Here is a 25,319-nt window from a genome sequence, read left to right as displayed (position 1 = left end):
CCCCGCCCGCCCGCCCCGCACATTTCCGGTCGCCGCCCCCCGCCCCGTACCGTTCCTGCCATGAGTCCCGCACCGACCACCCCCACGCCGCCCCCCGCGCGACGCCGGCGGTTCGGCTGGCCGCAGCGGGTCTTCTCGCAGGTCCTCCTCATGCAGCTGGCCATCGCGACCGGCGTCACCGTGCTGGCCACCGGCCTCTTCCTCGCCCCGCTCAGCGCCCAGCTCGACGACCAGGCCATGCGCCGCGCCCTCGCCATCGCCGAGACGACCGCCTCACCGCAGACCGCCACCGCGCTGACGACCTCCGCGCCCTCCGCCCGGGGCCCCGTACAGGTGGAGGCCGAGCGCATCCGGCAGTCCACCGGCGCCGAGTACGTCGTCGTCATGGACACCCGGGGCGTCCGCTGGTCCCACACCGACCCCTCGCAGATCGGCAGGCGCGTCTCCACGGACCCCAGCGCGGCCCTCGCCGGGCGGGAGGTCATGGAGATCGACAGCGGCACCCTGGGCCGCTCCGCACGCGGCAAGACACCGTTGCGGAACCCCGACGGGACCATCGTCGGCGCCGTGTCCGTCGGCATCGAGTACGACAGCGTCCAGGACCGCCTGCTCGGGGCGATCCCGGGGCTCCTCGCGTACGCGGGCGGGGCGCTGGCGGCCGGCGCCCTCGCCGCGTACCTGATCTCCCGCAGGCTTCAGCGGCGCACCCACGACCTCGCCTTCTCCGACATCTCCGCCCTGCTCGCCGAGCGCGAGGCCATGCTCCACGGCATCCGTGAGGGCGTCGTCGCCCTCGACCGCGCGGGCCGCGTCCGCCTGATGAACGACGAGGCGCAGCGCCTCCTGGGGATCGGCCCGGAGGCCACCGGCCTCTCGCTGGAGGACGTCCTCGGCCCGGGCCGCACGGCCGACGTGCTGGCCGGGCGGGTCACGGGCGAGGACCTGGTGACCGTCCGCGGCCACCGGGTCCTCATCGCCAACCGGATGCCGACGGACGACGGCGGCGCCGTGGCGACCCTGCGCGACCGCACCGAGCTGGAGCGGCTCGGCCGCGAGCTGGACTCGACCCGCGGCCTGATCGACGCCCTGCGTGCCCAGGACCACGAGCACGCCAACCGCCTCCACACCCTCCTCGGCCTCCTGGAGCTGGAGATGCACGACGAGGCGGTCGAATTCGTCACCGAGGTCGTCGGCGTCCACCGGGCCACCGCCGAGCAGGTCACCGAGAAGGTCCACGACCCGTTGCTCGCCGCCCTCCTGGTCGGCAAGGCCACGGTCGCCGCGGAGCGGGGTGTCGGCCTGCGGATCTCGCCCGACTCGCTGCTCCCCGACCGCCTGGTCGACCCGCGCGAGCTGGTCACCGTCGTCGGCAACCTGGTCGACAACGCCTTGGACGCCGCCGCCGGCACCACCGAGCCGCGCGTCGAGATCGCCCTGCGGGCCGAGGGACGCACCGTCGTCCTGCGGGTCACCGACAGCGGGCCGGGCGTGCCCGACGACCGGCGCGAGCTGATCTTCACCGAGGGCTGGTCCACGAAGGAGCTGCCGTCACACGGCAAGCGGGGTCTGGGCCTGGCCCTGGTGCGCCGGCTCGCCGAACGCCGGGGTGGCGGCGCCCGGGTCGGCGAGGGGCCGGACGGGGGCGCCGAGTTCACCGTCGTACTCCCGGAGGCACTGAACGAACCGGACCCGCAACCGACACCGGACCCGGCCCCGGACCCGACACCGGATCCGACGCCGGATCCGGCGCCGGATCCGGCGCCGACACCCGGGCCGGCGCCCGCCATGGCCCGGGCGAGCGAGGAGCCACGATGATCGACGTCCTGGTCGTGGACGATGACGTACGCGTCGCGCGGATCAACGCGGCGTACGTGACGAAGATGCCCGGGTTCCGCGTCGTCGCCACCGCCCACTCCACCGCGGAGGCGATCACCCGCCTCGGCGAGGTCCCGGTCGATCTCATCCTGCTCGACCACTACCTGCCGGACGAGAACGGCCTCGCGGTCGTACGCGAGCTGCGTCGGCAGGGCCACCAGACCGACGTGATCATGGTGACCGCCGCACGCGACGTGGCGACGGTCCAGGCGGCGATGCGCCACGGTGCGCTGCAGTATCTGGTGAAGCCGTTCACCTTCGCCGGGCTGCGCGCCAAGCTGGAGGCGTACGCCGCCCTGCGCGACACCCTCGACGGCGGCGGTGAGGCCGAACAGGCCGAGGTGGACCGGATCTTCGGTGCCCTCTCGGCGGGTGCGACCGAGCCCGAACTGCCCAAGGGGCACTCCCCCACCACCGCGGAGCTGGTACGACAGGTGCTGCTCGCCGCCGACGGGGCCCTGTCCGCGCAGGAGATCGCCGAGCGGGCCGGGGTGAGCCGGCAGACCGCCCAGCGCTATCTCAAGCTGCTCGAACGCACCGGACGCGTACGCCTCACGCTGAAGTACGGCGAGACGGGCCGCCCCGAGCACCGCTACGTCTGGACTCCGGCCACGCGCTGAACCCCCGGCGGCTCACACCGCTCCGGCGCCGGTCAGGGCCCTGACCTCCGTCTCCGCGTGCCGAGCCGCGTCCGGCGGTTCGGAGGAGGTGACCGTGCCGATCCAGCCGGCCAGGAAGCCCAGCGGGATGGAGACCACTCCCGGGTTCTGGAGCGGGAAGACATGGAAGTCGACGCCAGGGAACAGCGCCTCGGGGCCGCCGGAGACGACCGGCGAGAGGACGACCAGCAGGACGGCCGGGACGAGCCCTCCGTACACCGACCAGACGGCGCCCCGCGTGGTGAAGTTCCGCCAGAAGAGCGAGTAGAGCAGCACCGGGAGGTTGGCGGAGGCGGCGACCGCGAAGGCGAGGCCGACCAGGAACGCCACGTTGAGGTCGCGGGCGAGCAGCCCGAGCCCGATCGCGGCGACCCCGATCCCGGCGGCGGCCAGCCGAGCGACGGTCACCTCGCTGTACTGCTTCGCGTGCGGCTTACGGCTGCGCAGCGAGGCGTACAGGTCGTGGGCCACGGAGGCGGAGGAAGCGAGCGTGATGCCGGCGACGACGGCCAGGATCGTCGCGAACGCGACGGCGGCGACGATCGCGAAGAGCACGGTTCCGCCGGTCGAACCCGCTCCTCCGCCGAGGTCGAGGGCGAGCAGCGGTACGGCGGTGTTCCCGGCGGCGTTGGAGGCGCGGACGGCGTCGGGGCCGACGATGGCGGCCGCGCCGAAACCGAGCACGATCGTCATCAGGTAGAAGCTGCCGATGAGTCCGATGGACCAGACGACCGAACGGCGGGCGGCCCGCGCGGTGGGCACGGTGTAGAAGCGGGACAGGATGTGCGGCAGGCCCGCGGTGCCCAGGACGAGCGCGATCCCGAGGCTGATGAAGTCGAGGCGCGCGGTCCACTCCCCGCCGTAGCGCAGCCCTGGTGCGAGGAAGTCCCGGCCGTGCCCGCTGCGTTCGGCGGCGGTGGTGAGCAGCTGGTTGAAGTCGCCGTGGAAGCGGAGCAGGACGAGCACGGTGAGGGTGATCGTGCCGGCCATGAGGAGCACCGCCTTGACGATCTGGATCCAGGTGGTCGCCCGCATGCCGCCCAGCGACACGTAGATCACCATCAGGGCGCCGACGCCGATCACGGTCCAGGAGCGGGCCGCCTCGCTCGTGCCGCCGAGGAGGAGGGCGACGAGGCTGCCGGCGCCCACCATCTGGGCCACCAGGTAGAGCACGGAGACGGTGACGGAGGAGGTTCCGGCGGCGATGCGTACGGGACGCTCCGCCATCCGGGCCGCTACGACGTCGGCGAGCGTGAACCGACCGCAGTTGCGCACCAGTTCGGCGACCAGCAGGAGCACGACCAGCCAGGCGACGAGGAAGCCGACGGAGTACAGCATCCCGTCGTAGCCGAAGAGGGCGATGAGGCCCGAGATCCCGAGGAAGGAGGCGGCGGACATGTAGTCGCCCGCGATGGCGAAACCGTTCTCCATGGGCGAGAAGAGCCTGCCGCCGGCGTAGAACTCCTCCGCGGAGCCGTGCCGGTTACGGCTCACCCACGTGGTGATCCCCAGCGTCACCGCGATGAACGCGCTGAACAGCAGCAGCGCGAGTGTCTGATGGTCGTCGATCACCGCTGCACCCCTCGCGTCGTCTCCCGCGCCCGTGTCTCGTCGTACACGGTCCAGCGCAGCTCCAGCGCCGCCCGGTCCCGGCGCAGCCGGGCGTGCCGGGCGTAGGCCCAGGTCAGGAGGAAGGTGGAGAGGAACTGGCCGAGTCCGGCGACCATCGCCACGTTCACCGCGCCCACGACGGGCCGGGCCATCAGTCCGGGCGCGACGGTCGCCGCCACGACGTAGGCGAGGTACCAGAGGAGGAAGCCGAGGGCGGCGGGGATGACGAACCGCCGGTAGCGACTGCGTACTTCCTGGAAGGCGGGGCTGCGCTGGACCGCCAGATAGATGTCGGCAGTGCCGAGGGCCGGCTGCTGTCGCGGTACGGCTCCGGGCGCCGGCGCGGTGTGCGCCGGGGCACCGGCCGACGTCCCGCCATCGGCCGCCACCTCGCCCCAGCCGGCGGCCAGTGCGTCGTACCAGGGGTCGTCGATCCGCACTGCCGGGGTGCCCGGCCCTTCGCGCTTCTCCACCGGTGAACTCTCCTTGTCAGCGAACCGTTTCGGCCGCGTGCCCAAGGATGGACAGAGTGGGAAGATCCCGGACTCTTCTCCTCCCCCTCTTCACCCCATCAGGTGACGGATTCTCCGGACGGTGCGACGAGCCCGTGCTGATTTACGCACTGGACGGCCTGCGCCTGGAGAGCGAGTCGTCGTCGGCGCGGGGGCTGAGAAGCCTCCGCTCAGGGGTGGAGCGTGGCCGCTCCACCCCTGGACGGACAGCCGGTCAGGCGTCGATCCGCGAGCGGTCGAGCGTCGCCGCGGAGCTGGTGATGAACTCCTTGCGCGGTGCCACGTCGTTGCCCATGAGCAGATCGAAGACCTGCTCGGCGGAGTCCAGGTCGCCGATGTTGATCCGGCGCAGGGTCCGGTGCCGCGGGTCCATCGTGGTCTCCGCCAGCTGGTCCGCGTCCATCTCGCCGAGACCCTTGTAGCGCTGGATGGCGTCCTTGTAGCGGACGCCCTTGCGCTGGTACTCGAGCAGGGTCTGGCGCAGCTCGTTGTCCGAGTACGTGTACACGTACTTGTCCTGGCCCTTCTTGGGCTGGACGAGCTCGATGCGGTGCAGCGGCGGCACGGCGGCGAAGACGCGTCCCTGCTCGACCATGGGCCGCATGTAGCGCTGGAAGAGGGTCAGCAGCAGCGTGCGGATGTGGGAGCCGTCGACATCGGCGTCGGTCATCATGATGACCTTGCCGTACCGGGCGGCGTCGATGTCGAAGGTGCGGCCCGAGCCGGCCCCTATGACCTGGATGATCGCTCCGCACTCGGCGTTCTTGAGCATGTCCGAGACGGAGGACTTCTGGACGTTGAGGATCTTGCCGCGGATCGGCAGCAGGGCCTGGAACTCGCTGTTGCGGGCGAGCTTGGCCGTGCCGAGCGCGGAGTCTCCCTCGACGATGAAGAGCTCGCTGCGCTCCACGTCGTCGCTGCGGCAGTCGGCGAGCTTGGCCGGCAGCGTGGAGGACTCCAGCGCGGTCTTCCTGCGCTGGGCGTCCTTGTGCTGGCGGGCGGCGATACGGGTCCTGGCGGCCGCCACGGCCTTCTCCAGGACCGCCCGGGCCTGGGCCTTGGCATCGCGCTTGGTGGAGGTCAGGAAGGCCTTCAGCTCCTTGGCGACCACGTTGGCGACGATCCGGCGGGCGGCCGAGGTACCGAGCACCTCCTTGGTCTGGCCCTCGAACTGCGGCTCGGCGAGCCGTACCGTCACGACGGCCGTGAGCCCTTCGAGGGCGTCGTCCTTGACGATGTCGTCCTCGGCGACGCGCAGCATCTTCGTGGCGCGCAGGACCTCGTTGACCGTCTTGGCGATGGCCTGCTCGAAGCCGGAGACGTGGGTGCCGCCCTTGGGGGTGGCGATGATGTTGACGAAGGACTTGAGCGTGGTGTCGTAGCCGGTGCCCCAGCGCAGGGCGATGTCGACGCCCAGTTCGCGGGTGACCTCGGTGGGCGTCATGTGCCCGCGGTCGTCCAGGACCGGCACGGTCTCCTTGAACGTGCCCTGGCCGGTGAGGCGCAGCACGTCGCAGACGGCCTTGTCCTGGGCGAGGAACTCGCAGAACTCGCTGATGCCGCCGTCGAAGCGGAAGGTCTCCTCGCTCTTGCCCACGCCGTTCAGGTCGCGCTCGTCCCGGACCACGATGGTCAGGCCGGGCACCAGGAAGGCGGTCTGGCGGGCGCGCTGGTGCAGGTGGTCCAGGGAGAGCTTGGCGTCCTTGAGGAAGATCTGGCGGTCGGCCCAGTACCGCACGCGGGTGCCGGTGCGGGCCTTGGGCACGCGCTTGATCTTGCGCAGGCCGCTGCCGGGGTCGAAGGGGCTGTCGGGGCCCTGCTCGGTGAAGATGCCGGGGACGCCGCGGCGGAAGCTGATCGCGTGCGTGGAGCTGGTCCGGTCGACCTCGACGTCGAGGCGGGCCGAGAGGGCGTTCACCACGGAGGCGCCCACGCCGTGCAGACCACCGGAGGCCGCGTACGAGCCGCCGCCGAACTTTCCGCCCGCGTGCAGCTTGGTCATGACGACCTCGACGCCGGAGAGTCCGGTCTTGGGCTCGACGTCGACGGGGATGCCCCGGCCGTTGTCGCGCACCTCGACGGAGCCGTCGTCGTGGAGGATCACCTCGATGTGGTCGCAGTAGCCGCCGAGGGCCTCGTCGACGGAGTTGTCGATGATCTCCCAGAGGCAGTGCATCAGACCGCGGCTGTCGGTGGACCCGATGTACATGCCGGGCCGCTTGCGAACCGCTTCGAGCCCTTCGAGTACGAGCAGGTGCCGCGCGGTGTAGTTGGAAGCGTCACGGTCTGCGGTCAGCAGCGCACTGGACGGCACGGACGTTTCGGCGGTCACGCGGTTCGCTCCTCGCTGAATTTGAAAACTGGCCCGGTGGGGTAAGGCCCGGCGTCGGTCACCGGTCTGAGGGTACCGATGCCTGGTAGAGCCGTTGTCACGCCACCCACCCGATTGCTCATGCTAGTGCAGAGTCGCATGAGTGTTCGATCCCTCGATGGGGTGACGTGAACATCACGTTCCCTTCCAGGCATGAACCATTTAGGCTCCGGGCACGTCCTCATGAACAACCGGCAACCCAGCCGGGAGGACGAACCGAGACAAGCAATGCGAAATCCGTAGAGCGACGCAATACGGCTCATTCGCCGCCAACCGGCAGCAGACAGCCACCTCGGTAAGAACTTTCGAGGAAAAGCCACGAGCGGGAACGTTTTCGGCCTGGTTGGATGTTGACCCTGGTACGACAGCTCGTCGAGCTAGAGAAGAGGCGACGTGACTACTGTTCTGACCCCCGCGAGCCCCCTGACGGCCGCTGACCGCTGCGACCGCTGCGGCGCCCAGGCGTACGTGCGCGTCGTCCTGACCAGCGGCGGTGACTTGCTCTTCTGTGCCCACCACGGGCGCAAGTTCGAGCCGGAACTCAAGAAGATCGCCGCGGAAATACAGGATGAGACGGACCGGCTCACCGACGTGCCGGCCAAGGCAGTAGACGAGGACCGCTGACACCTCGCATCCACGACGAGCCAAGAGCCGGTCGCTGACCGGACGACGGGCGGCCACCCCGCGTTCAAGGGGGTGGCCGCCCGTTCTCGCACCGGGCCCGACTTCTCCTCGGGCTTCGGCACCGGCCCGGGTTACCACGGGCTTGGGTACCCGGCCCGGTTTCCTGTCGGCTTGGTACCCGGCCCGGGTTCCCACAGGCTTGGGCGCCCGGCCCGAGTCCTTCTCGCGCTCGGGCGCGTACGGCTCAGGAGTTCGTCGGCAGGACCGCCGAGACCCGGGTGTAGACGCCGGGATTCTCCGCCTGCCCGCACCCGCTGCCCCAGGACACCAGCCCGATGAGCCGCCCCCCGGCCACCAGGGGCCCTCCGCTGTCCCCTTGGCAGGCGTCCTTGCCGCCCTGCGGATCCCCCGCGCACAGCATCGTGTCGGCCCGGTACGCGGCTCCGAAGAGGCCCGGATAGGCCCGCTTGCACGACGCGTCCGGGAGCACCTGGACGCGCGCCGAGCGCAGCACCGAGGCGTAGGTGCCGTTGCCGGTGGTGTCCCCCCAGCCGTAGACGTCCGCCTCCGTGCCCGGGGCCTCGGCCTCGTCGCCCGGGCGGGCCGCCTTGATCACGGAGGTCTGCGGCAGCGCGGTCGCCAGGGTCAGTACGGCGAGGTCGTTGGCGTTGGTCCTGGGGTCGTAGTCCGGACTGATCCAGGTGCCGGTGATCCGAACCTCCTGTCCGCCCTCACCACGCAGGGCGCTGCGGCCCGCGATGACCGTGAGGTCGGTAACCTCCGAGGGTTTGCCACCCAGGACGTCCCTGCCGAGGCAGTGGGCCGCGGTGAGCACCTGGGTCGGCGCGACCACCACGCCCCCGCAGAACTGTCCGGCACGCGTACCTCCGAACCGGTCACGGCTGGAGAGCGCCACGGCCCAGGGCGCGTCCGTGATCTCGGCGGGCTGCCCCCCGACCACGACACTGTCGGCGGCCGCGGGAGGGACGGCGGCGAACGGCCCCGCCGCCGCCGAGATCAGGCCCAGGACAGTGGTCACTGCTCGGGCGATGGGGCGACGCATAGAGCCTCCTGACTCTCCGGTGATGTCGGTTCACCCAGCGTCGTCCAGGTGCCGCCGCCGCGCACCCGCGCACGCCGAAGGGCCCGGCTCCCCCACTCGGGGGACCGGGCCCTTCGGCGTGTACGACTGCGGACTAGTCGAGGTAGTCGCGCAGCACCTGCGAACGGGACGGGTGGCGAAGCTTCGACATCGTCTTCGACTCGATCTGACGGATCCGCTCACGCGTGACGCCGTAGACCTTGCCGATCTCGTCCAGCGTCTTCGGCTGACCGTCGGTGAGACCGAAACGCATGGAGACCACGCCGGCCTCACGCTCGGAGAGCGTGTCGAGGACGGAGTGCAGCTGCTCCTGAAGGAGCGTGAAGCTGACCGCGTCGGCCGGGACGACCGCCTCGGAGTCCTCGATGAGGTCACCGAACTCGCTGTCCCCGTCCTCGCCCAGCGGGGTGTGGAGGGAGATCGGCTCGCGGCCGTACTTCTGGACCTCGATGACCTTCTCCGGGGTCATGTCGAGCTCCTTGGCCAGCTCCTCCGGGGTGGGCTCACGGCCCAGGTCCTGGAGCATCTGGCGCTGGACGCGCGCGAGCTTGTTGATGACCTCGACCATGTGCACCGGGATACGGATGGTGCGGGCCTGGTCCGCCATGGCGCGGGTGATCGCCTGACGGATCCACCAGGTGGCGTACGTGGAGAACTTGTAGCCCTTGGTGTAGTCGAACTTCTCGACCGCGCGGATCAGACCCAGGTTGCCCTCCTGGATCAGGTCCAGGAAGAGCATGCCGCGGCCGGTGTAGCGCTTGGCCAGCGAGACCACCAGTCGGAGGTTGGCCTCCAGCAGGTGGTTCTTGGCGCGGCGGCCGTCCTCGGCGATGATCTCCAGCTCACGCTTGAGCTTGGGCGCGAGCTTGTCGGAGTTGGCCAGCTTGTCCTCGGCGAACAGACCGGCCTCGATGCGCTTGGCGAGCTCGACCTCCTGCTCGGCGTTGAGCAGCGGGACCTTGCCGATCTGCTTCAGGTAGTCCTTGACGGGGTCGGCGGTGGCACCGGCGACGGCGACCTGCTGCGCCGGAGCGTCGTCCTCGTCCTCGTCGGACAGGACGAAGCCCTTGTTCTCGCCCTCGGCCTCTTCGTCCTCGCCCTTGCCGGGCGCGACGTCGTCGAGGAGCTCCTCGCCCTCGATCGCCTCGTCGGCGTCCTTCTTGGCGGCGGTCTTCTTGGCCGTCGTCTTCTTGGCGGTGGCCTTCTTCGCCACCGTCTTCTTGGCCGCGGTCTTCTTCGCGGCGGCCTTCTTGGCCGGCGCTCCGGCCTCGTCGACCGGGTCCGCGCTCTCTTCCGCCGGAGCCGCCGTGGCGGCCGAGACGGTCTTCGTCACGGTCGTCTTGGCGGTGACGGTCTTGGTGGCGGTGCGCTTGGCCGGGCTCTTCGCTGCGACGCTCTTGCGGGCGCGCTTCGGCGACTCCGCTGCACTGACCATCAGCGTCACACCCTCTTCCTCGAGGATCTGGTTGAGGCTGCGCAGAACATTCTTCCACTGGGTTGGCGGAATCTGGTCAGCCTCGAAGGCCCGACGCACGTCATCGCCGGCGATCTGCCCATCAGCCTTCCCCCGCTCGATGAGCGCCATCACAGACTCGGACTCGGCGATCTCCGGCGGGAGCGTACGGGATGTGCTGGCCGACACGAACAACCTCTCGGAACGATGGAAAACGGCTTCCGGCCCCGCCCGGGATCGGGCCGGAGCCGACGACCATCGGCGGGGATTGTGCCGACGGCGCGGGCTGGACCGGGGAACTGCACAGCGCCTCACGCGGCTGCTGTATTCCTTCCTCGGCTGTCACCTCTTAGGTCATCGCACGGCTTCGAGGAGTGTTACGCCCAATCCGCGTGGCCCGAGTCACACCTCATGTCCGACAAATCGGCCAGAACAGGCGTTCGTCGCACATTCGCGCCGCCCGAGCCCCCGCGGACCCTGGGGACACGTCATGATCCCCGGGCTCCGCGCGGCTCCGGCGGCACGCGATGCGTACGGCTCCGCTCCGCTGGCCGTGGCCCGCGGGTCAGTGCTCACGCGGAGCGGGTACGACGCGCTCCACCTCCGGGTGAACGATCAACAGTTGCCGCATGGCCGCCTCGGCGCCCTGCGCGTCCCCGGCCGCGAGGCAGTCGACGATGCGTGCGTGGTGCGCCAGGCAGGACTCGCCCGGACGGTCGCAGCCGGTGACCGGACCGCCGGAGACCTGGAGCGCGGCGGCGACGATGCCGGAGAGGTGCTCCAGCATCCGGTTCCCGGCGAGCTGGATCAGCAGGGAGTGGAACTCGGCGTCGGCCCGGGAGAAGGTGATGCCGTCTCCCTGGGCATAGGCGTGGCCCATGATCTCGACCATGTCGGCGAGCCGCTGCTGGACGTCCTCACGGCCGTGACCGGCGGCGAGCCGGGCGGCCAGCGGCTCGATCGTCCACCGCAGCTCGTTCAGCTCGCGGCGCTGGTTGTCGCGCTGCGGGCCGAACGCCCGCCACTCGATGATGTCGGGGTCCAGCAGGTTCCAGTCGCTGACCGGCCTGACCCGGGTGCCGACATTGGGGCGGGCGCTGACGAGACCCTTGGCCTCCAGTACGCGCAGTGACTCGCGCACGACGGTGCGGGAGACCTCGAAGCGCTGACCGATCTCCTCCGGGACGAGCGGACGGTCGGCGCCGAGGTCGCCGGAGACGATCATCTGCCCCAGCTGCTGGACGAGCTGGCCGTGCAGGCCGCGGCCGCGGCTGCCGGTCGAGCGACGGCCGACCCGGCCGAGGTCCGTCTCCGCTCCTTCCCAGGTGGGCGGGCCCACGCGGTCGGCGACGGGCGTCTCCGCGTACGGGTAGCGATCGAGATCGCCCGGGGCGCCGAGGCCGGAGTCGACGGGGCGGGCGGCGGTCATCATGGTGTGCGCAAGGGTACTCACGCATCTTTTGTCGGCGCGGCTCCAGGGACCCTTGAGGTCTTTGGTGAAAAGCACACGAAAGGGTGATCGGCACTCGCTACACAATTGACGATTAATCGGACATATCCAGCCATTCCCAAGCGAGTTGCCTCGAAGGCAGAAGCTTTCGATCCATAAGTGATCACCAACGCGCCTTCCGGCGAAAGCCGGTGAACAGATAAGCGCAGAGCAGGGCGGTCAACGACACCGCCAGCGCCACCCCCACGGGCTGGGCGACCACCCGCAACGCCCCCGCCAGCCAGCGGTCGACCGCCGCCGGCCACTCCACGCTGACGAATTCGCGCAACCGCGCGGGCAGTCCGGCGATCGGGCGACCCGAGGGGCCGGAGCCCACCTTCCCCAGCAGGGGCGCGAGGACCACCGGCACCACGAGCACCGCCGCCACGCCCGCCGCGGCGACCCGGAAGACCCCGGCCCCGAGCACCCCGGCCCAGGCGCAGCCGATGATCAGACCGAGCCAACTCGCGCACAGAGTCGGCCAGTTTTCCGGTACGGGAATCAACTCGCCGCCGTAGACGAGACGAAGGACCTGCAGGTCGGCCGCCACGACGAGCACGGCCAGGACGAGGGCGACGGCGGCCGCGACGGTGAGCTTGGCGAGCAGCAGCCCGAGGCGGCGCGGAACCGCGCCACGGCCGGTGGTCAGCGCCGGGTAGCGGTACTCGTCCGCGAAGGAGAAGGCACCGAGCAGTCCGGCCCCGAGGGCGGCGGGCGGCAGCGGGGAGAGGGCGGGCCAGCCGGCGAGGACCGTGGGCAAGGGCGTCCGGCCACTGCGCGCGAGCACCACCGAGATCACGACGGAGGCGATCAGGACCGCCGCCGCGACGAGCGGGGTGGCCGGAACCCCGAGCAGCCTGCGGACCTCGTACCGGAGCGGGCGGAGCGGCGAACGGGTCGGTCTCCGCTCCGCCGGCCGCTCGGCCTCGTGAACGACGGCAGCGCCTCCGGCGTCGGGAGCACGACCGCCCGCGGGAGTGGGCCCGGGCGGTACGGAGGAGGGCCACCGGTCCGTGTCTCCCACCTCCTCGGACAGTCGGTGGATGAGCACTCCGTGCCGGAACGCCGTCTCTCCGATCGCGGCGCAGTCACTGCCGTAGACGGACAGCCGATTGCCCTGCTCGGTGATCACCTCGACGGTACGGCGGGCCGCGCGCGCCTCCTGTGTGACGACCGCGGCGAGCCGTGCGGCATGGGGAGTGCGTACCGCCACGCGCGGGCGCAGCCGGGTACGGGCGAAGTCGGCCACGTCCTGCTCGGCGACGAGGCGGCCCTCGGCGACGGTGACGACCCGATCGGCGTTGCGGGCCGCGTCCTTGGGGTCGTCGGTGGTGTAGAGAACGGTGCCGCCCTCCATGGCATGGGCACGTAGGAGTTCATGCAGCCAGGCGTTGTCGCGTGCGGAGAGGCCGGCCCCCGGCTCGTCGAGCAGGAGCGCGTGCGGGTCGGCCAACAGGGCCGAGGCCAGGCCGAGTCGGCGGTCGATCGCTCGCGGCAGGGTGCCGATCCGCTGGCCGTGAAGGCCGGTGAGCCCTACGGCCCGGAGCATCTCGTCGGCCCTGGCCGCGGGAACGCCCGTCGCCGCGCAGAGCATCCGCAACTGGCTGCGCATGGTGCGCGAGGGATGCCCCGGGACGTCTCCCAGCAGTACACCGACCTCACTGGCGGGTTGTGCGATGCGATGGAGGGGGCGACCGCGGAAGTACGTGACGCCACGGCCGGGCTCCAGTTCGAGCATCAGCCGCAGGGCGGTGGTCTTCCCGGATCCGGCGGGGCCCAGGAGGGCCGTGACCTGGCCCGGCCGGGCCTCGAAGCTGAGATCGTCCACGGCGGGCGGGAGGTCGCGGCGGGGGCTGCTGGTGAGTCCGATGGCCTGGAGCATCGCTTCTCTCGCGGTAGGTGACACCGCTCCGCGGCAGGGCGGCTATCGAAGCAAGATAACGCTACATTTCGGACTTTTTGCGCAGGGTTGGGACCCCGGGTCGCCTCCGGGCGCGCCGATCAGACCTCGGGGCGCAGCATGGGCGGGTTGAGCAGTGTCGCCCCACCTGCTCGGAAGAGCTGCGCGGGACGCCCACCCTGGCGCGTGGTGGTCCCCCCGGCGGGGACGAGGAAACCGGGGGTACCGGTCACCTTCCGGTGGAAGTTACGCGGGTCGAGCGCGACACCCCACACGGCCTCGTACACCCTTCTGAGCTCGCCGACCGTGAACTCCGGCGGACAGAAGGCCGTGGCCAACGAGGAGTACTCGATCTTGGAGCGGGCCCGCTCCACCCCGTCGGAGAGGATCTGCGCGTGATCGAACGCGAGCGGCTCTCCCGGCTCCTCCTCACGTTCGACGGAGCCGTCCTTGCCGAGCAGTTCCTCGACCGGGGCCCAGCGGGCGCTGTTCGCGTCGCCGCCCGCGCGTGGCGCCGGCAGGTCCGGGGCGAGCGCCAGGTGGGCGACGCTGACCACCCTCATCCGGGGGTCACGCCGCGGGTCCCCGTAGGTCGCCAGCTGCTCGAGGTGGGCGCCGTTGCTCGGCATGGGTGACAGCGCGCCCGGGTCATGGACACAGAGCCCGGTCTCCTCCACCAGCTCACGCGCCGCGGCGGCGCCGAGGTCCTCGTCGGCGCGGACGAATCCACCGGGCAGCGCCCACCGGCCCTGGAACGGTGCTTCTCCCCTTCTCACGACCAGGGCGCACAGAGCGTGGCGCCGCACGGTGAGCACGACCAGATCGACAGTGACGGCAAAGGGCGGGAAGGCCGACGGGTCGTAGGGAGACATGCCGCGATCATAGTCGTCTTCCTGACGATAAACACTCCCCTCCGCCGCTTCGACGATGACTTCTTCTCCCTCCCACATCGCTTCCCTCTCGACGCCGACGTGCATGGCTCAGCCCCCCAGCTGGAGACCGTCGGCGGCCTCCTCGACCATGCCGAGCCCGAGCCGGCTCACCCGCACGGCGAACGGTTCGGCCGCGACCCGCAGACCCGACAGACGTACCGCACCGAGTGGAGCCGACCGGACCGGGTGCAGGGCCACGGTCCGGCCCGGCGCGTCGGGCCGGATCCCGACGAGGGTCGTCAGAAGGTGGACGCCGGCTGCCGCGGCCACGGCAGCGGGTCGGCAGGCCGCCGGGTGCGGCACCGGCACCCCGCCGGCGGTGCGCTGGTCGCCCGCGTACATCTCGGGCAGGCGGTGGCCGAACGCCTCCGCCGCGTCGAGGGCGCCACGGAGCAGGGACGCGGCCTCCCGCTCGTACCCCGCCGCCGCGAGCCCGGCCACGGCGACCGCCGTCTCGTGGACCCGCACCGCTCCGGCCCTGTGGCCGAAGGGGTTGTGGCCGGGCTCCTTGGCACCGAGGCTGCGCAGCCCCCAGCCGGAGTCCAGCGCAGGGGTGCCGAGCAACCGGGCCAGTTGTTCGGTCTCGGCCCTGTCCAGCAGGCCGGGTGCGTACCGACCGCCGCCCAGCAGACCGGTGTCGAGGAGGTGTGCCGCCCATCCCCCGAGCTGGGTCCACGGCCGACCAGCCGGCATGCGCGCCGCGGCGGGCCTGCCGCCGGACCGGTCGTCGAGCCAGAACTCCGCACGGAAGCGGGCGCGCAAGGCACTCGCCCAGTCCCGCCAGGCGTCTCCGCCCGGCCTGCCACAGGCGTCCAGGAGGTCCGCGCCGAGCACGGCCGCTCGGTGGGCGTGCGCCTGCGTCTCGGCCCGCCAGGGACCGGCGGGCCCCGGGTCCGGAACGAATCCGTGCGGGTCGGCGGCGCCGCGCAGCCATCCCAGACACCGCTCCGCGGCAGGGAGTAGTTCTTCGAGGTCCTGTTCGGGCAGCCCCCAGCGTCTGGCCTCGGCCAGGACGGCGGGGAAGGCCAGGGTGGCCTCGATCCCGGTGCAGCGGGGCGGCAGGTAGGGCCCCGCGTCCCTGAGCGTGCCGGGGATGCGTCCCGAGAGCGGTCCGGAACCACCGATCTGGGTGCGGGCCAGCGTCCGGAGCGTGGTGACCGCGAGCCGGGTGCCGAGCGGCAGGGCCATACGAGCGGCCCAGAGGGCTTCGGCGGTGGCGGGCCCGCAGCGCCACGGCACTCCGGCCGCGAGATGAACGTCCGCCGGGTGCGCGGGGTCGCGCTGGAGGAGAGCCCGCAGATCCTCGACGGCCGTGCGCAGGAGCTCGCCGGCCCGCGGATCGTCGCCCTCGGCACGGGCTTCGGCGAGGACGGCCCCGCCCGGCCGACCGGCGCCGGGCGCCGGGACGGAGGTCCCGGGTGTCCGGTCTCCGCGCACCCTGAGCTCGATGGTGGCGGCGGCTCCGGGAGCCACCTCGATCTCCCACCGTAGGAGCCCGGCAGCGGCCAGCGCGTCCATCGGCGGCGGGTCCGCGGTGACGGCCGCGTACCGGCCGTCGTCCGCCGTCCAGCGCATTCCGGTGCCGTGGACGCTGGGGAAGATCTCGGGCCCGGCTCGCCCGGCCGCCACCGCTCCCAGCTCCGCGAGATCCGTCCCCAGAGCGATTTCCACCGGGAGTCGCAACAGCCGGTCGGCCGAGCTGCGCAGAGTGATCCGCTCGGTTCCGTCGGCGCGGCGGAAGCGCTCGACGGTGACCCCGGGGTCGGGCCCGTTGTCTCCCGCCGTGCGCAGGACTCCGACGAACACGGCCTGGTCGGCGGCGGCCCGCCGGCCCTGAAGTGCGATGGGCTCGCGTCCGGCCACCCGCAGCACGCAGCGGGCGAGCAGTCTTCGCCCGGACAGGTAGACGCCTTCGAGGCCCTGTCCGGTGAGCTGTCCGTGGTCGGCGCAGATGGCGAGGGCGGGCAGGGCGACGCAGATGAGCGCACGGTGCACCGAAGGCAGCTCGCTCGGTCGTGGGGCGCCCGGGAGCGTGAGACCGGCGAGGGTCGCGGGCCCGGCGGGGCGTCCGGGGGCCGGGGCGGAACTGGGGGCCATGGGTGGTGTGCGGCGCTCTCTGTGCGATCCGGACTGCCGGTGAGGGGTCGGCGGGACGGGTCGTGGGTCTCCGCCACAGAGCTGAACGCCGCCGCGGGCGGCCTGGTCACGGGCTTCATCGCCCGCTCCTCGCCCCTCGCTGTCCGGTGCGCCGGGCAGCGGCGGCACGCGGCGGCTTCGGCGACGCCTTGGCGGGGCGGGTGCCGGCGGTGGGCCCGCCCTTCCTGACCGTCTGCGGACGGGCTCCGCGAGGCGCCACCCGGCGTGCCGTGGGGCGTGTCTCGACGGCCGCCGCCCTCGCCTCTCGTTCGTGTCGCAGACAGCTGCGCAGCGACTCCGGGTCGAGCCCCTCGTTGCAGGCCTGGTGCAGCAGCCGGGCGAAGACGTAGTCGGGGTCGGCGTCCAGCGCGAGGCCCAGGGCGACCCGGGCGGCCGGTTCGTCCCCGGTGGACCAGGCCGCCCAGCCGGCGAGGGTGAGCGGCGCGGCCGCGTGCTCGTCGAAGGGTGCGACGCAGCGCCGGGCCAGTACCCGCCACAACCGCAGGGCCGCCGCGCCTTCGGCACCTTCCATCCACTCGGCGGCCCGGTCCCGGGTGTCACGGTCCTGCAGGCCGAGGATGAGCGCCGCCGCCTCGTCGGGATCGATCAGCGCGTCGTCGGCCGCGTCACGCTCCGCCGTTCCCAGACCGCGCACCCGTTCCACCACGGACGTCCGTACCGGCGCTTCGGCCACGGTGGACGGCTCGTCGAACCGCCGCAACATCTCGCGGGCGAGCCTGAGCGTCTGCTCCCTGACCTCCTCCCGGCCCGCCCCCGGCGGGTCGGCGAGGATCTTGGGGACGATCACGGCGGCGGCCGCGTTCAGGGCCTTGCGCTGCGACTCGTCGTCGGACGATGCCGGCGGCTTGAGACGCGCCTGCATGTCACGCAGGGAGCCCCGCACCTGGATTCCGGCGTAGGCGGCGGACGCCGCCATGACCGACGTACCGGTCAGGGCGAGTGGGGTGCCGTCGGGTGGACAGCAGCGGGTGTCGGGGCAGACGTACGAGAAGTAGAGGCCGTCGGAGATGCAGAGGACTTCGTAGACGGGAATGTCGAGCTCGCCGCAGGCCGTGCGCAGCCGCTGGGCGAAGGGCCGCAGCCGCTCCATCACCCGGCGGCCGGTCTCGCCGGGTTCGGGGTCCTGGCAGAGGAAGACGACGATGCCTTCCGGGCGGGTGCCGCGCCGGGCGCAGCCGTCGACGAGGCACTCGGCGAGGTGCTCCGCGGTCGCGGGCCACTCCTTCGCCGAGCTCGGGATGCCGAGCCTGACCCGCCCTCCGAAGCGGCCGTGCTCGCCGTGGAGGGCGACGAGCACGACGGAATCGGTGGGATGGAAGCCCAGCATGAAGGGGAGCGCGTCGGCCAGTTCGGCGGGGCTGCGCAGGGTGATCTGCTGCGATTCGGCCGGTCCACGGGATTCGTGCGGGTTCGTGTTCATGGTCACGACGGTCTCGCGGCCGGCCCCGGCTCCGAAACCCCTGTGGATAACTCAGGCGGGGGCTGCCCCCCGGTTGTCCACAGGTTGGGCGGCTCGTTCGCGCAATGTCCGACCCATCGGGTTGCATGGGGGCATGACCAACGCAGACCGACTCGCCGACCGCGCGGGCCTCCGGGCCACCGCCGATGCCGTACTCGCCCGCCTCGTCGGGGATCCGACCGGCGCGGCGAGACTGCGGGAGGACCAGTGGCGGGCCATCGAAGCGCTCGTCGCGGACAAGCGACGGGCGCTGGTGGTGCAGCGGACCGGGTGGGGCAAGTCCGCGGTGTACTTCGTGGCGACGTCGCTGCTGCGCGAGGCCGGCAGCGGCCCCACGGTGATCGTTTCCCCCCTGCTCGCGCTGATGCGCAACCAGGTGGAGGCGGCAGCCCGTGCGGGCATCCGTGCCCGGACGATCAACTCGTCGAACACGGAGGAGTGGGAGACCGTCCAGCGGGAGGTGGCGGCGGGCGAGGTGGACGTGCTGCTGGTCAGTCCCGAGCGGCTCAACAACCCGGACTTCCGCGACGAGGTCCTCCCCCGCCTCTCGGCCGCGACGGGTCTGCTCGTGGTCGACGAGGCGCACTGCATCTCCGACTGGGGCCACGACTTCCGGCCCGACTACCGCCGTCTGCGCACGATGCTGGCGGACCTGCCGGCCGGCGTCCCGGTGCTCGCCACCACGGCGACGGCCAACGCCCGTGTGACGGCGGACGTCGCCGAGCAGCTGGGTACGGGAGCGGGGACGGACGCGCTGGTGCTGCGTGGCCCGCTCGACCGGGAGAGCCTGAGCCTCGGTGTGGTCCGACTGCCCGACGCCGCCCACCGGCTGGCCTGGCTGGCCGACCATCTCGGCGAACTTCCGGGATCCGGGATCATCTACACGCTGACGGTCGCGGCCGCCGAGGAGGTCACCGCCTACCTCCGCCAGTGCGGGCACACGGTGTCCTCGTACACGGGTCGCACGGAGAACGCGGACCGGCAGCAGGCGGAGGAGGACCTGCTGGCGAACCGGGTCAAGGCCCTGGTGGCGACCTCGGCCCTGGGCATGGGGTTCGACAAGCCCGACCTGGGGTTCGTGGTGCACCTCGGTTCGCCGTCCTCCCCGATCGCGTACTACCAGCAGGTGGGCCGTGCCGGTCGTGGGGTCGAGCACGCCGAGGTGCTGCTGTTGCCGGGCAAGGAGGACGAGGCGATCTGGCAGTACTTCGCGTCGGTCGCCTTCCCGCCCGAGGAGCAGGTGCGCCGCACCTTGGACGTGCTGGCGCACGCGGACCGCCCGCTCTCCCTGCCCGCACTGGAGCCGTTGGTCGAGCTGCGGCGGACCAGGCTGGAGATGATGCTCAAGGTGCTGGACGTGGACGGTGCCGTTCACCGGGTGAAGGGCGGCTGGACCAGCACGGGACAGCCGTGGGTGTACGACTCCGAGCGGTATGCCTGGGTGGCCCGACAGCGGGCGGCGGAGCAGCAGGCGATGCGTGAGTACGCGGCGGCGACGGGCTGTCGCATGGAGTTCCTGCGTCGCCAGTTGGACGACGAGGAGGCCGCTCCGTGCGGACGCTGTGACAACTGCTCGGGGTCCCGGTTCGACCGGAAGGTGAGCGATGCGGCGCTCGATGCCGCCAAGGGTGAGTTGGGGCGGCCGGGCGTGGAGGTGGAGCCGCGCAAGATGTGGCCGACCGGTCTCACGGCGGTCGGTGTCGATCTGAAGGGCCGTATCCCGACGGGCGAGCAGTCGTTCGGCGGGCGGGCGCTCGGGCGGCTGTCGGACATCGGCTGGGGCAACCGGCTGCGTCCGATGCTGTCGGAGCGGGCTCCGGACGGTCCGGTTCCGGACGACGTGATGCAGGCGGTCGTGCGCGTACTCGCCGACTGGGCCAAGGGGCCCGGGGGTTGGGCGTCCGGGGCGCCGGACGCTCCTGCCCGGCCGGCCGGTGTCGTCACGGTCGCCTCGCGCAGCAGGCCGCACCTCGTGGGCTCGCTCGGGCAGCGGATCGCGGAGATCGGCCGGATGCCGCTGCTGGGTGCGGTCGAGTACGCACCTGGGGCCGAGGACGTGCGGATCTCCCGGACCAACAGCGCGCAGCGGGTGGTGGGGCTCCATCAGACCCTGACGGTGCCCCCGGAGTTGGCCGAGCGGCTGGCCTCGGCCGACGGTCCGGTGCTGTTGGTGGACGACGTGTCGGACAGCGGCTGGACGCTCGCCGTGGCGGCCCGACTGCTGCGCCGTGCGGGAGCGGAGGGGGTGTATCCGCTGGTGCTTGCCGTCCAGGGGTGAAACGGGGAGTGAACAGTGGGTGGCTGGGCAGGGATATGAGTGCCATACCTGCCCATTCCAGTCAGCGGCCTCAATTGCTCGTTGCCGCCCGCGCACAGGCCCGCAAGAATTGGGAATCCGCCCCGCACGGCCCTGTACGCGGTCCGGAAGGACTGTGCCGTGGTGCGCCCTCACTCGACCCTGCCCGCCCAGCGGGCGCGTATCCGAAGGGAGGACCGTGACCTTCGGATTCGCTCCGTCCGCAGCCGCCTCGATCAACTCGCCGTCCGAGTCCGCCAGCCGCCTCGCCAGGATGCTGGAACCGTCCGAGTGGGCCGCCGCCGGAATCCCCCTGCTCCGCAACCCCCGTGAGGTCGTCAGCGGTCTGCACACCCGCCATCGGCCGACGCCGACGACCGCCGTCGTCGCCGTCCTCGATCACGAGGAACGACTCGCCGCCAGCGCGTCGTTCACCCGACGCTCCGTTCCGGCGGACGGCTGGGAGTTCCGCAACGCGCTCCTCGCGCATCTGCGCCGTGTCATCCCGCACGACCTGCGTCGCCGCGCCCCCGTGCGGACGGCCGTGCTGCTCTACTGCCGTGACGGCGACGAGCGTTGGACGGAGGAGGACGGCGCCTGGATGTGGGGGCTGCGCGATGCCTGCACGCTCCATGGGCTGCGCTGCGGGGCGTACATCACGCTGACCCGCGGCGGTTGGCAGGTCCTCGGCGAGGGCCGGGGTGGCCGGCAGCCAAGCTCCGATTCGCGTCCGACGGCCCTGGGGGACGCCGCCTCCGAACTCGGCGCCCTGACTCCGCGTACGGCGGGCGGCGCCGCCGAGCCACTGCGTCGTACGGCGGCCCGCTGACGCGCCCACACGGGTGCGCGGACCACGGCCCCGGCCGCCCCCACGGGGCAGCCGGGTCAGGACCGCGAGACGTACTCTGCGTCAGACACCCGCGCCCAGCGCGGCGTTGACGCGCTGCGGGTCGCCGCAGACGATGAGCAGCGCGGTCGCGCGTCCCCTCGCCAGGGGCAGGGCCCGTGCTGCGGCGTCATCGGCACCGCCGTTGACCGCCACGACGACCACGGGCCGGGCGGACGCCCGCTCCACGGCGGCGGCGTCCGCGAAGAACACGTCGTCGCGGGCGTCCTGCTGGGCCCAGTAGGCGGCATCGCCGAAGGACAGCTCGTGCGCCGCCCACGGGTGCTGCTCGCCGGTGGTGAGGACGAGGATGTCGCCGGGCGGGCGGCCGGTCTCCAGAAGCAGATCGACGGCCTCTTCCGCGGCGTCGAGCGCGCCGTCGACCGGGGCGGGGATCACCTGGACCTGCGGGCCGGACCGCTGTTCGGAACGATTCTCCGGGCGGGGCGACGGGGACTGCCCGGCACCGGGGTGCGGGCGCTGCGCCGGCGGGCCGGGCCTGGCCGTCGCCGGGCTGGGGCGCCCTGGACGCGGTGAGGACGCGGAACGCGGGCCGGGAACGGGACGAGGGGTCGGCGCGGGGTGGCCGGCGGCCGTGGCGCGGGGACCCTGGGCACTCTCGTGAATCTGAGGCTCCTCGGGGGTGAGAGGCATGAGTGGATGTCTATCAAACGCCGGCGCGGGAGGCTCCGGCGGGTGGGCACAATCGTGCGACCCGGCTGCCGAGTGGGCGGTGCCGGGAAGTTCAGAAGTCGAAGCCGAGCTGGCCCCCGCTTTCCAGTGCGACCGCCTCGGCGGAGATGCGGATCTTCTTGAGATGCCGCCACTGGGGCAGCGCGTCGAGGTATGACCAGGAGAGCCGGTGGTGCGAGGTGGGCCCCCGTTCCGCCAGGGCAGCCTTGTGGACCGGCGAAGGGTAGCCCGCGTTGGCGCCGAAGCCGTAGGCCGAGCACTCCTCGGCCATGCTCTCCAGTTCGGCCATCATCGCGTCGCGCCGCACCTTGGCGATGACCGAGGCTGCCGCCACGGCGACGCAGGACTGGTCGCCCTTGATCACCGTACGGACCTTCCAGGGGCTGCCGAGGTAGTCGTGCTTCCCGTCGAGTATCACCGCGTCCGGGCGTACGGGCAGGGCGTCCAGGGCTCGTACGGCCGCCATCCGGAGCGCCGCGGTCATGCCGAGCTCGTCGATCTCCTGGGGAGACGCGTGCCCGAGCGCGTAGGCGGTGACCCACGTCTCCAGTTCCGCCGCCAGCGCGGTACGGCGCTTGGGGGTGATCAGCTTGGAGTCGGTGAGTCCCTCGGGGGGCCGGCGCAGGCCCGTGACGGCCGCGCAGACCGTGACCGGACCGGCCCATGCCCCGCGTCCGACCTCGTCGACCCCGGCAACGATCTTGGCGCCGGTGGTGGCTCGGAGCGATCGCTCGACGCTGTGGGTGGGTGGTTCGTACGGCATGGCGCCAGACAGGTTACGCCGATGGGCACCGCCCGCGATACCCGGATTCCCGTCGGATGTCCGAAGCACGCCACGGGAGGTGGCTTCACGCGCCCGGAGAGCGGAGCAGCGGCATCATGATCCGGTCGATCATGGCGGCGATCTCGGCGTCCGTCCATTCACTGGCGCACATCTTCGAGCGGCACGTCATCAGCGCCGGGATGACGTCGGAGAGCAGGTCGTCCGTGGCGTCGGCACGCACGTCACCGCGCTGAATCCCGCGCTGCCCCACCTCTTGGAAGGGCCGGGTGGAGGGTTCGATCACCGCGGTGACGATCAGCCCGTGGAAGCGTTCCGCGGTCTCGCTGTCGCATTCGTGAATCACCGACCGCAGAGCGAATCCGGGCTGGCTTCGAGTACATCGCCGCCCGCACGCGTCGGCACAGCTGAGGGAGATCCCTCGGGCAGGCTGCCATGGTCGGGTGCCTCGTCGAGCGTCGGCAGTCCGACATGGTCGGACCGTTCCAGCCGACCGTGCTCAGCGATCGAGCGCGGCCTCCAGAATGGCTCGTTCCCGTACCGGCCCGCGGCGTCGCGGCGACACCCCCTGCGGCCGAGCGGCGGCCTAGCGGCGGCCGCGGAGCGCGACGTCACCCTGGGGGACCTTTCCTTGAGAGGGAGCGCCCCGGGCCCGGCCGCCAGGAGCGACCCGGAATCGCCCTCACCTGCCTCCTCCCCCAGCGAGCGAGGGAGGGGCAGGGCTCCGGCGTTCCAGGTGTGCGACGCGGCGTCCGGACTCAGGGGGCGCCGTACGGATCCCCCTCCGCGTCCGGGTCGTACTCGCTCTCCCTGCTGGGCCCGTCGCAGTCCGCGCGGGACCGCTCGATCCCCCGCTCAGCAAGCAGCGAGCGGGCCCTCGCCTCCGACCAGCTGGTGGCGAACCACTCTCCGTCGTCGGTACGCAGCCGAGCGTCGATGTCCATCAGCGCGCAGGAACGTTGCGGCTCACCGAGCCGGTCGAGCGCGGGCACGGCATCGGCCGAGAGCCCTTCGAGGTAAGGGACATCGATCTTTCCGAGACGCTCGTACCGCTCGACGTTGCGCTCGGCGACGATCGCGTCCGGCGAGGCCAGACCGAAGGCCAGTACGGCCGCGCCGGCACTCGCGGCCAGCGCGCGGGGCAGCAGGCGGGCACCGAAGATCCCCGCGGCCATGATCAAAAGGATGACCACCCCCAGCCAGATCTCCATGGCGGCCACCGAGATACGCAGCCGGGTGAGCCCGTACGCGTCCACGTACAGGTCCATCCTGCGCAGCGCGGAGGCGACCACGACCAGCGTGAGGACACACAGGGTGCCGAGCACGGCCCGCACGAGCGTCCGGTCGCGGGCCTCCGCACGCGGCGCCCACCGCAGGGCGAGGCCGATCACCGCGAGGGTGAGCAGGGTGGCAATCAGGAGCTGCCAGAAGCCCTGGCGTGCGTAAGCGGAGTAGGTCAGGTCGGTCTCTTCGAGCACCTTGTCGTACCCGCCGAAGAGAACGGTGAGTTGGACGGCGTTGAAGGCCGCGAAGAGCAGGTTCAGGACGATGAGCGGAGCCGCCCACTCCAGCCGTGCCCGCGCCCGGCCGGGACGGATGACCATGCGGTCCCAGCGCAGCGGCGCGGCGGCCGTACGGGCGAGGGAGACCGCGCCGAACAGGCCGAGCAGGAAGAACGAGAGCCGCCACGGCACCTGGGCCGGCGAGACATCGGGCATGAGCGAGCCGAGCAGATCGGCGAAGGCGGCGTCGGCTCCCGCGAACAGCGCGCCGAAGACGACGAGCAGAAGGACGGCCACCCCGACCGTTCGCATGACCGGGCCCCAGCGGCCGCGGGAGCCGTCGGCGCGGTCACGCAGCCCTCGCCAGGCCCAGGTGGTACCGGAGCCCAGCGAGTCGACCAGGCCAAAAGGCGAGAACAACATGCTGGGCCAGCCCTTGCCGCCGTGCAGGGCGAAGGCGGTCAGAACGAGGGCGGAGACGATCGCGAGGAAGGTGGGCCAGCCGGCGTCCCGCAGCGCGGGTACGCCGAGGAGGGCGAGTCCTCCGATCGCCCAGACCAGCGTCCAGGGGCGAAGGCGGCGGCCCGCCGCTCGGGCGGCGAAGGCGGCGGCGAGGGTCGCGGGGACGGCCACGAGGACCAGATTGATGCCGAGTCCATCGCCGAGCAGCAGTGCGCTGAGGAGCGCGGTGGCCGCGATCGCCACGAGGGTCGCGGACGTGGCCCGGGCCGGCGCGGCGGGGCGCAGCGGTGTGAGCAGGCTGTCTCTGGGCGGCGCCGGTGGTCTCCAGGGATGCTGGGGTCCGTGTCCTCCCGGCCACTGGGTGGACGCCGGTGCCCGATGCTGCGGCGGTACGGGCGGTACGGCACCGGCCGGCTTCGCCGGGGTGGCTGGAGGGGCCGCAGTGGCCGGAGTGGCGGACGTCGGCTCGGGCGGAGCGCTGTCCTTCGGTGGTGGTGCGGACGGTGTGTCGGACACGGGACCCCCTCCCGACCCGGTACGCGCGCGCGGCCATGA

19 protein-coding genes are annotated in these 25,319 nt (G+C 72.0%); 5 read left to right on the top strand and 14 right to left on the bottom strand.

Going from position 1 to position 25,319, the window contains the following annotated elements; translation table 11 throughout:
* Positions 1 to 60: 60 nt before the first annotated feature.
* Both ACFYV5_RS00455 and ACFYV5_RS00450 read left to right on the top strand, forming a co-directional pair.
* Positions 61 to 1,815 carry an ATP-binding protein gene (locus ACFYV5_RS00455; protein ID WP_389162578.1) on the top strand — a complete coding sequence of 585 codons (1,755 nt, stop codon included), beginning with the start codon at positions 61 to 63 and terminating at the stop codon, positions 1,813 to 1,815.
* Positions 1,812 to 2,495 (top strand): response regulator, encoded by a 684-nt coding sequence (locus ACFYV5_RS00450; RefSeq protein ID WP_389162575.1) that lies wholly within the window; start codon positions 1,812 to 1,814, stop codon positions 2,493 to 2,495. The genes ACFYV5_RS00455 and ACFYV5_RS00450 overlap by 4 nt, the downstream gene beginning before the upstream one ends.
* Before the next feature lie 12 nt (positions 2,496 to 2,507).
* On the opposite strand, the gene ACFYV5_RS00445 is transcribed toward ACFYV5_RS00450, so the two are convergent.
* The 3 genes from ACFYV5_RS00445 to ACFYV5_RS00435 form a co-directional block, all read right to left on the bottom strand.
* On the bottom strand, positions 2,508 to 4,106 hold the full coding sequence (locus tag ACFYV5_RS00445; RefSeq protein ID WP_389162572.1) for a cation acetate symporter: 1,599 nt from the start codon (positions 4,104 to 4,106) through the stop codon (positions 2,508 to 2,510).
* A complete protein-coding gene (locus ACFYV5_RS00440; RefSeq protein ID WP_389162569.1) occupies positions 4,103 to 4,618 on the bottom strand; it encodes a DUF485 domain-containing protein in 516 nt (171 codons plus the stop codon). Before ACFYV5_RS00440 ends, ACFYV5_RS00445 begins: the two co-directional genes overlap by 4 nt.
* A 253-nt stretch (positions 4,619 to 4,871) precedes the next feature.
* Positions 4,872 to 6,989, bottom strand: coding sequence for a type IIA DNA topoisomerase subunit B (locus ACFYV5_RS00435; protein ID WP_389162566.1), 2,118 nt, complete (start codon positions 6,987 to 6,989; stop codon positions 4,872 to 4,874).
* 432 nt (positions 6,990 to 7,421) lie between these two features.
* Between ACFYV5_RS00435 and ACFYV5_RS00430 the strand changes: the two genes are divergently transcribed.
* Positions 7,422 to 7,652 carry a hypothetical protein gene (locus tag ACFYV5_RS00430; protein WP_329115038.1) on the top strand — a complete coding sequence of 77 codons (231 nt, stop codon included), beginning with the start codon at positions 7,422 to 7,424 and terminating at the stop codon, positions 7,650 to 7,652.
* A 244-nt stretch (positions 7,653 to 7,896) separates the two neighbouring features.
* On the opposite strand, the gene ACFYV5_RS00425 is transcribed toward ACFYV5_RS00430, so the two are convergent.
* The 7 genes from ACFYV5_RS00425 to ACFYV5_RS00395 all read right to left on the bottom strand — a co-directional run bounded on the left by ACFYV5_RS00425 (position 7,897) and on the right by ACFYV5_RS00395 (position 18,105).
* Positions 7,897 to 8,715, bottom strand: a complete 819-nt coding sequence (locus tag ACFYV5_RS00425) for a serine protease (protein WP_389162562.1) — start codon at positions 8,713 to 8,715, stop codon at positions 7,897 to 7,899.
* Positions 8,716 to 8,848: 133 nt separating this feature from the next.
* Positions 8,849 to 10,396 carry an RNA polymerase sigma factor gene (locus ACFYV5_RS00420; protein WP_355106149.1) on the bottom strand — a complete coding sequence of 516 codons (1,548 nt, stop codon included), beginning with the start codon at positions 10,394 to 10,396 and terminating at the stop codon, positions 8,849 to 8,851.
* Positions 10,397 to 10,772: 376 nt separating this feature from the next.
* On the bottom strand, positions 10,773 to 11,660 hold the full coding sequence (locus ACFYV5_RS00415) for a FadR/GntR family transcriptional regulator (protein ID WP_389162558.1): 888 nt from the start codon (positions 11,658 to 11,660) through the stop codon (positions 10,773 to 10,775).
* Positions 11,661 to 11,820: 160 nt separating this feature from the next.
* Complete coding sequence (locus tag ACFYV5_RS00410) at positions 11,821 to 13,578, bottom strand: ATP-binding cassette domain-containing protein (protein WP_389162555.1); 1,758 nt, start codon at positions 13,576 to 13,578, stop codon at positions 11,821 to 11,823.
* Between the two features lie 119 nt (positions 13,579 to 13,697).
* Positions 13,698 to 14,468 (bottom strand): NUDIX domain-containing protein, encoded by a 771-nt coding sequence (locus ACFYV5_RS00405; protein ID WP_355106143.1) that lies wholly within the window; start codon positions 14,466 to 14,468, stop codon positions 13,698 to 13,700.
* Positions 14,469 to 14,576: 108 nt separating this feature from the next.
* Complete coding sequence (locus ACFYV5_RS00400) at positions 14,577 to 16,625, bottom strand: glycogen debranching N-terminal domain-containing protein (protein WP_389162551.1); 2,049 nt, start codon at positions 16,623 to 16,625, stop codon at positions 14,577 to 14,579.
* A gap of 115 nt (positions 16,626 to 16,740) precedes the next feature.
* Positions 16,741 to 18,105: a DUF4192 domain-containing protein gene (locus ACFYV5_RS00395; protein WP_389162548.1), complete on the bottom strand. Its 1,365-nt coding sequence runs from the start codon at positions 18,103 to 18,105 to the stop codon at positions 16,741 to 16,743.
* A 133-nt stretch (positions 18,106 to 18,238) separates the two neighbouring features.
* On the opposite strand from ACFYV5_RS00395, the gene ACFYV5_RS00390 reads away from it, so the two are divergent.
* Together ACFYV5_RS00390 and ACFYV5_RS00385 are read left to right on the top strand one after the other, a co-directional pair.
* A complete protein-coding gene (locus ACFYV5_RS00390) occupies positions 18,239 to 20,422 on the top strand; it encodes a RecQ family ATP-dependent DNA helicase (RefSeq protein ID WP_389162545.1) in 2,184 nt (727 codons plus the stop codon).
* A 217-nt stretch (positions 20,423 to 20,639) separates the two neighbouring features.
* Entirely contained in the window at positions 20,640 to 21,269 is a 630-nt protein-coding gene (locus tag ACFYV5_RS00385) for a hypothetical protein (protein ID WP_355106135.1), read from the top strand.
* Between the two features lie 81 nt (positions 21,270 to 21,350).
* Here ACFYV5_RS00385 and ACFYV5_RS00380 read toward each other — a convergent pair whose 3' ends face one another.
* The 4 genes from ACFYV5_RS00380 to ACFYV5_RS00365 all read right to left on the bottom strand — a co-directional run bounded on the left by ACFYV5_RS00380 (position 21,351) and on the right by ACFYV5_RS00365 (position 25,007).
* The gene (locus ACFYV5_RS00380; RefSeq protein ID WP_389162541.1) at positions 21,351 to 21,980 is read right to left on the bottom strand and encodes a hypothetical protein; all 630 of its coding nucleotides are present in this window, start codon (positions 21,978 to 21,980) and stop codon (positions 21,351 to 21,353) included.
* A 91-nt stretch (positions 21,981 to 22,071) separates the two neighbouring features.
* Positions 22,072 to 22,782, bottom strand: a complete 711-nt coding sequence (locus ACFYV5_RS00375; RefSeq protein WP_355106132.1) for a ribonuclease HII — start codon at positions 22,780 to 22,782, stop codon at positions 22,072 to 22,074.
* Positions 22,783 to 22,867: 85 nt separating this feature from the next.
* Positions 22,868 to 23,218 (bottom strand): TetR-like C-terminal domain-containing protein, encoded by a 351-nt coding sequence (locus ACFYV5_RS00370; RefSeq protein ID WP_389164982.1) that lies wholly within the window; start codon positions 23,216 to 23,218, stop codon positions 22,868 to 22,870.
* Positions 23,219 to 23,558: 340 nt separating this feature from the next.
* A complete protein-coding gene (locus ACFYV5_RS00365; protein ID WP_389162537.1) occupies positions 23,559 to 25,007 on the bottom strand; it encodes a DUF4153 domain-containing protein in 1,449 nt (482 codons plus the stop codon).
* Positions 25,008 to 25,319 lie beyond the last annotated feature (312 nt).

This window comes from Streptomyces sp. NPDC003035 (genome assembly GCF_042888285.1).
In the GTDB taxonomy this organism is placed as follows: Bacteria; Actinomycetota; Actinomycetes; order Streptomycetales; family Streptomycetaceae; genus Streptomyces.
Note: the sequence above shows the minus strand (reverse complement) of the source record. Positions and strands in the feature narration are given on the sequence as shown.

Bases quoted from the DNA above. Each gene is read 5' to 3' on its own strand.
- ACFYV5_RS00375 (WP_355106132.1), bottom strand. From the start codon at position 22,782: ATGCCGTACGAACCACCCACCCACAGCGTCGAGCGATCGCTCCGAGCC.
- ACFYV5_RS00390 (WP_389162545.1), top strand. From the start codon at position 18,239: ATGACCAACGCAGACCGACTCGCCGACCGCGCGGGCCTCCGGGCCACC.
- ACFYV5_RS00425 (WP_389162562.1), bottom strand. From the start codon at position 8,715: ATGCGTCGCCCCATCGCCCGAGCAGTGACCACTGTCCTGGGCCTGATC.
- ACFYV5_RS00405 (WP_355106143.1), bottom strand. From the start codon at position 14,468: ATGTCTCCCTACGACCCGTCGGCCTTCCCGCCCTTTGCCGTCACTGTC.
- ACFYV5_RS00455 (WP_389162578.1), top strand. From the start codon at position 61: ATGAGTCCCGCACCGACCACCCCCACGCCGCCCCCCGCGCGACGCCGG.
- ACFYV5_RS00380 (WP_389162541.1), bottom strand. From the start codon at position 21,980: ATGCCTCTCACCCCCGAGGAGCCTCAGATTCACGAGAGTGCCCAGGGT.
- ACFYV5_RS00410 (WP_389162555.1), bottom strand. From the start codon at position 13,578: ATGCTCCAGGCCATCGGACTCACCAGCAGCCCCCGCCGCGACCTCCCG.
- ACFYV5_RS00450 (WP_389162575.1), top strand. From the start codon at position 1,812: ATGATCGACGTCCTGGTCGTGGACGATGACGTACGCGTCGCGCGGATC.
- ACFYV5_RS00395 (WP_389162548.1), bottom strand. From the start codon at position 18,105: ATGAACACGAACCCGCACGAATCCCGTGGACCGGCCGAATCGCAGCAG.
- ACFYV5_RS00400 (WP_389162551.1), bottom strand. From the start codon at position 16,625: ATGGCCCCCAGTTCCGCCCCGGCCCCCGGACGCCCCGCCGGGCCCGCG.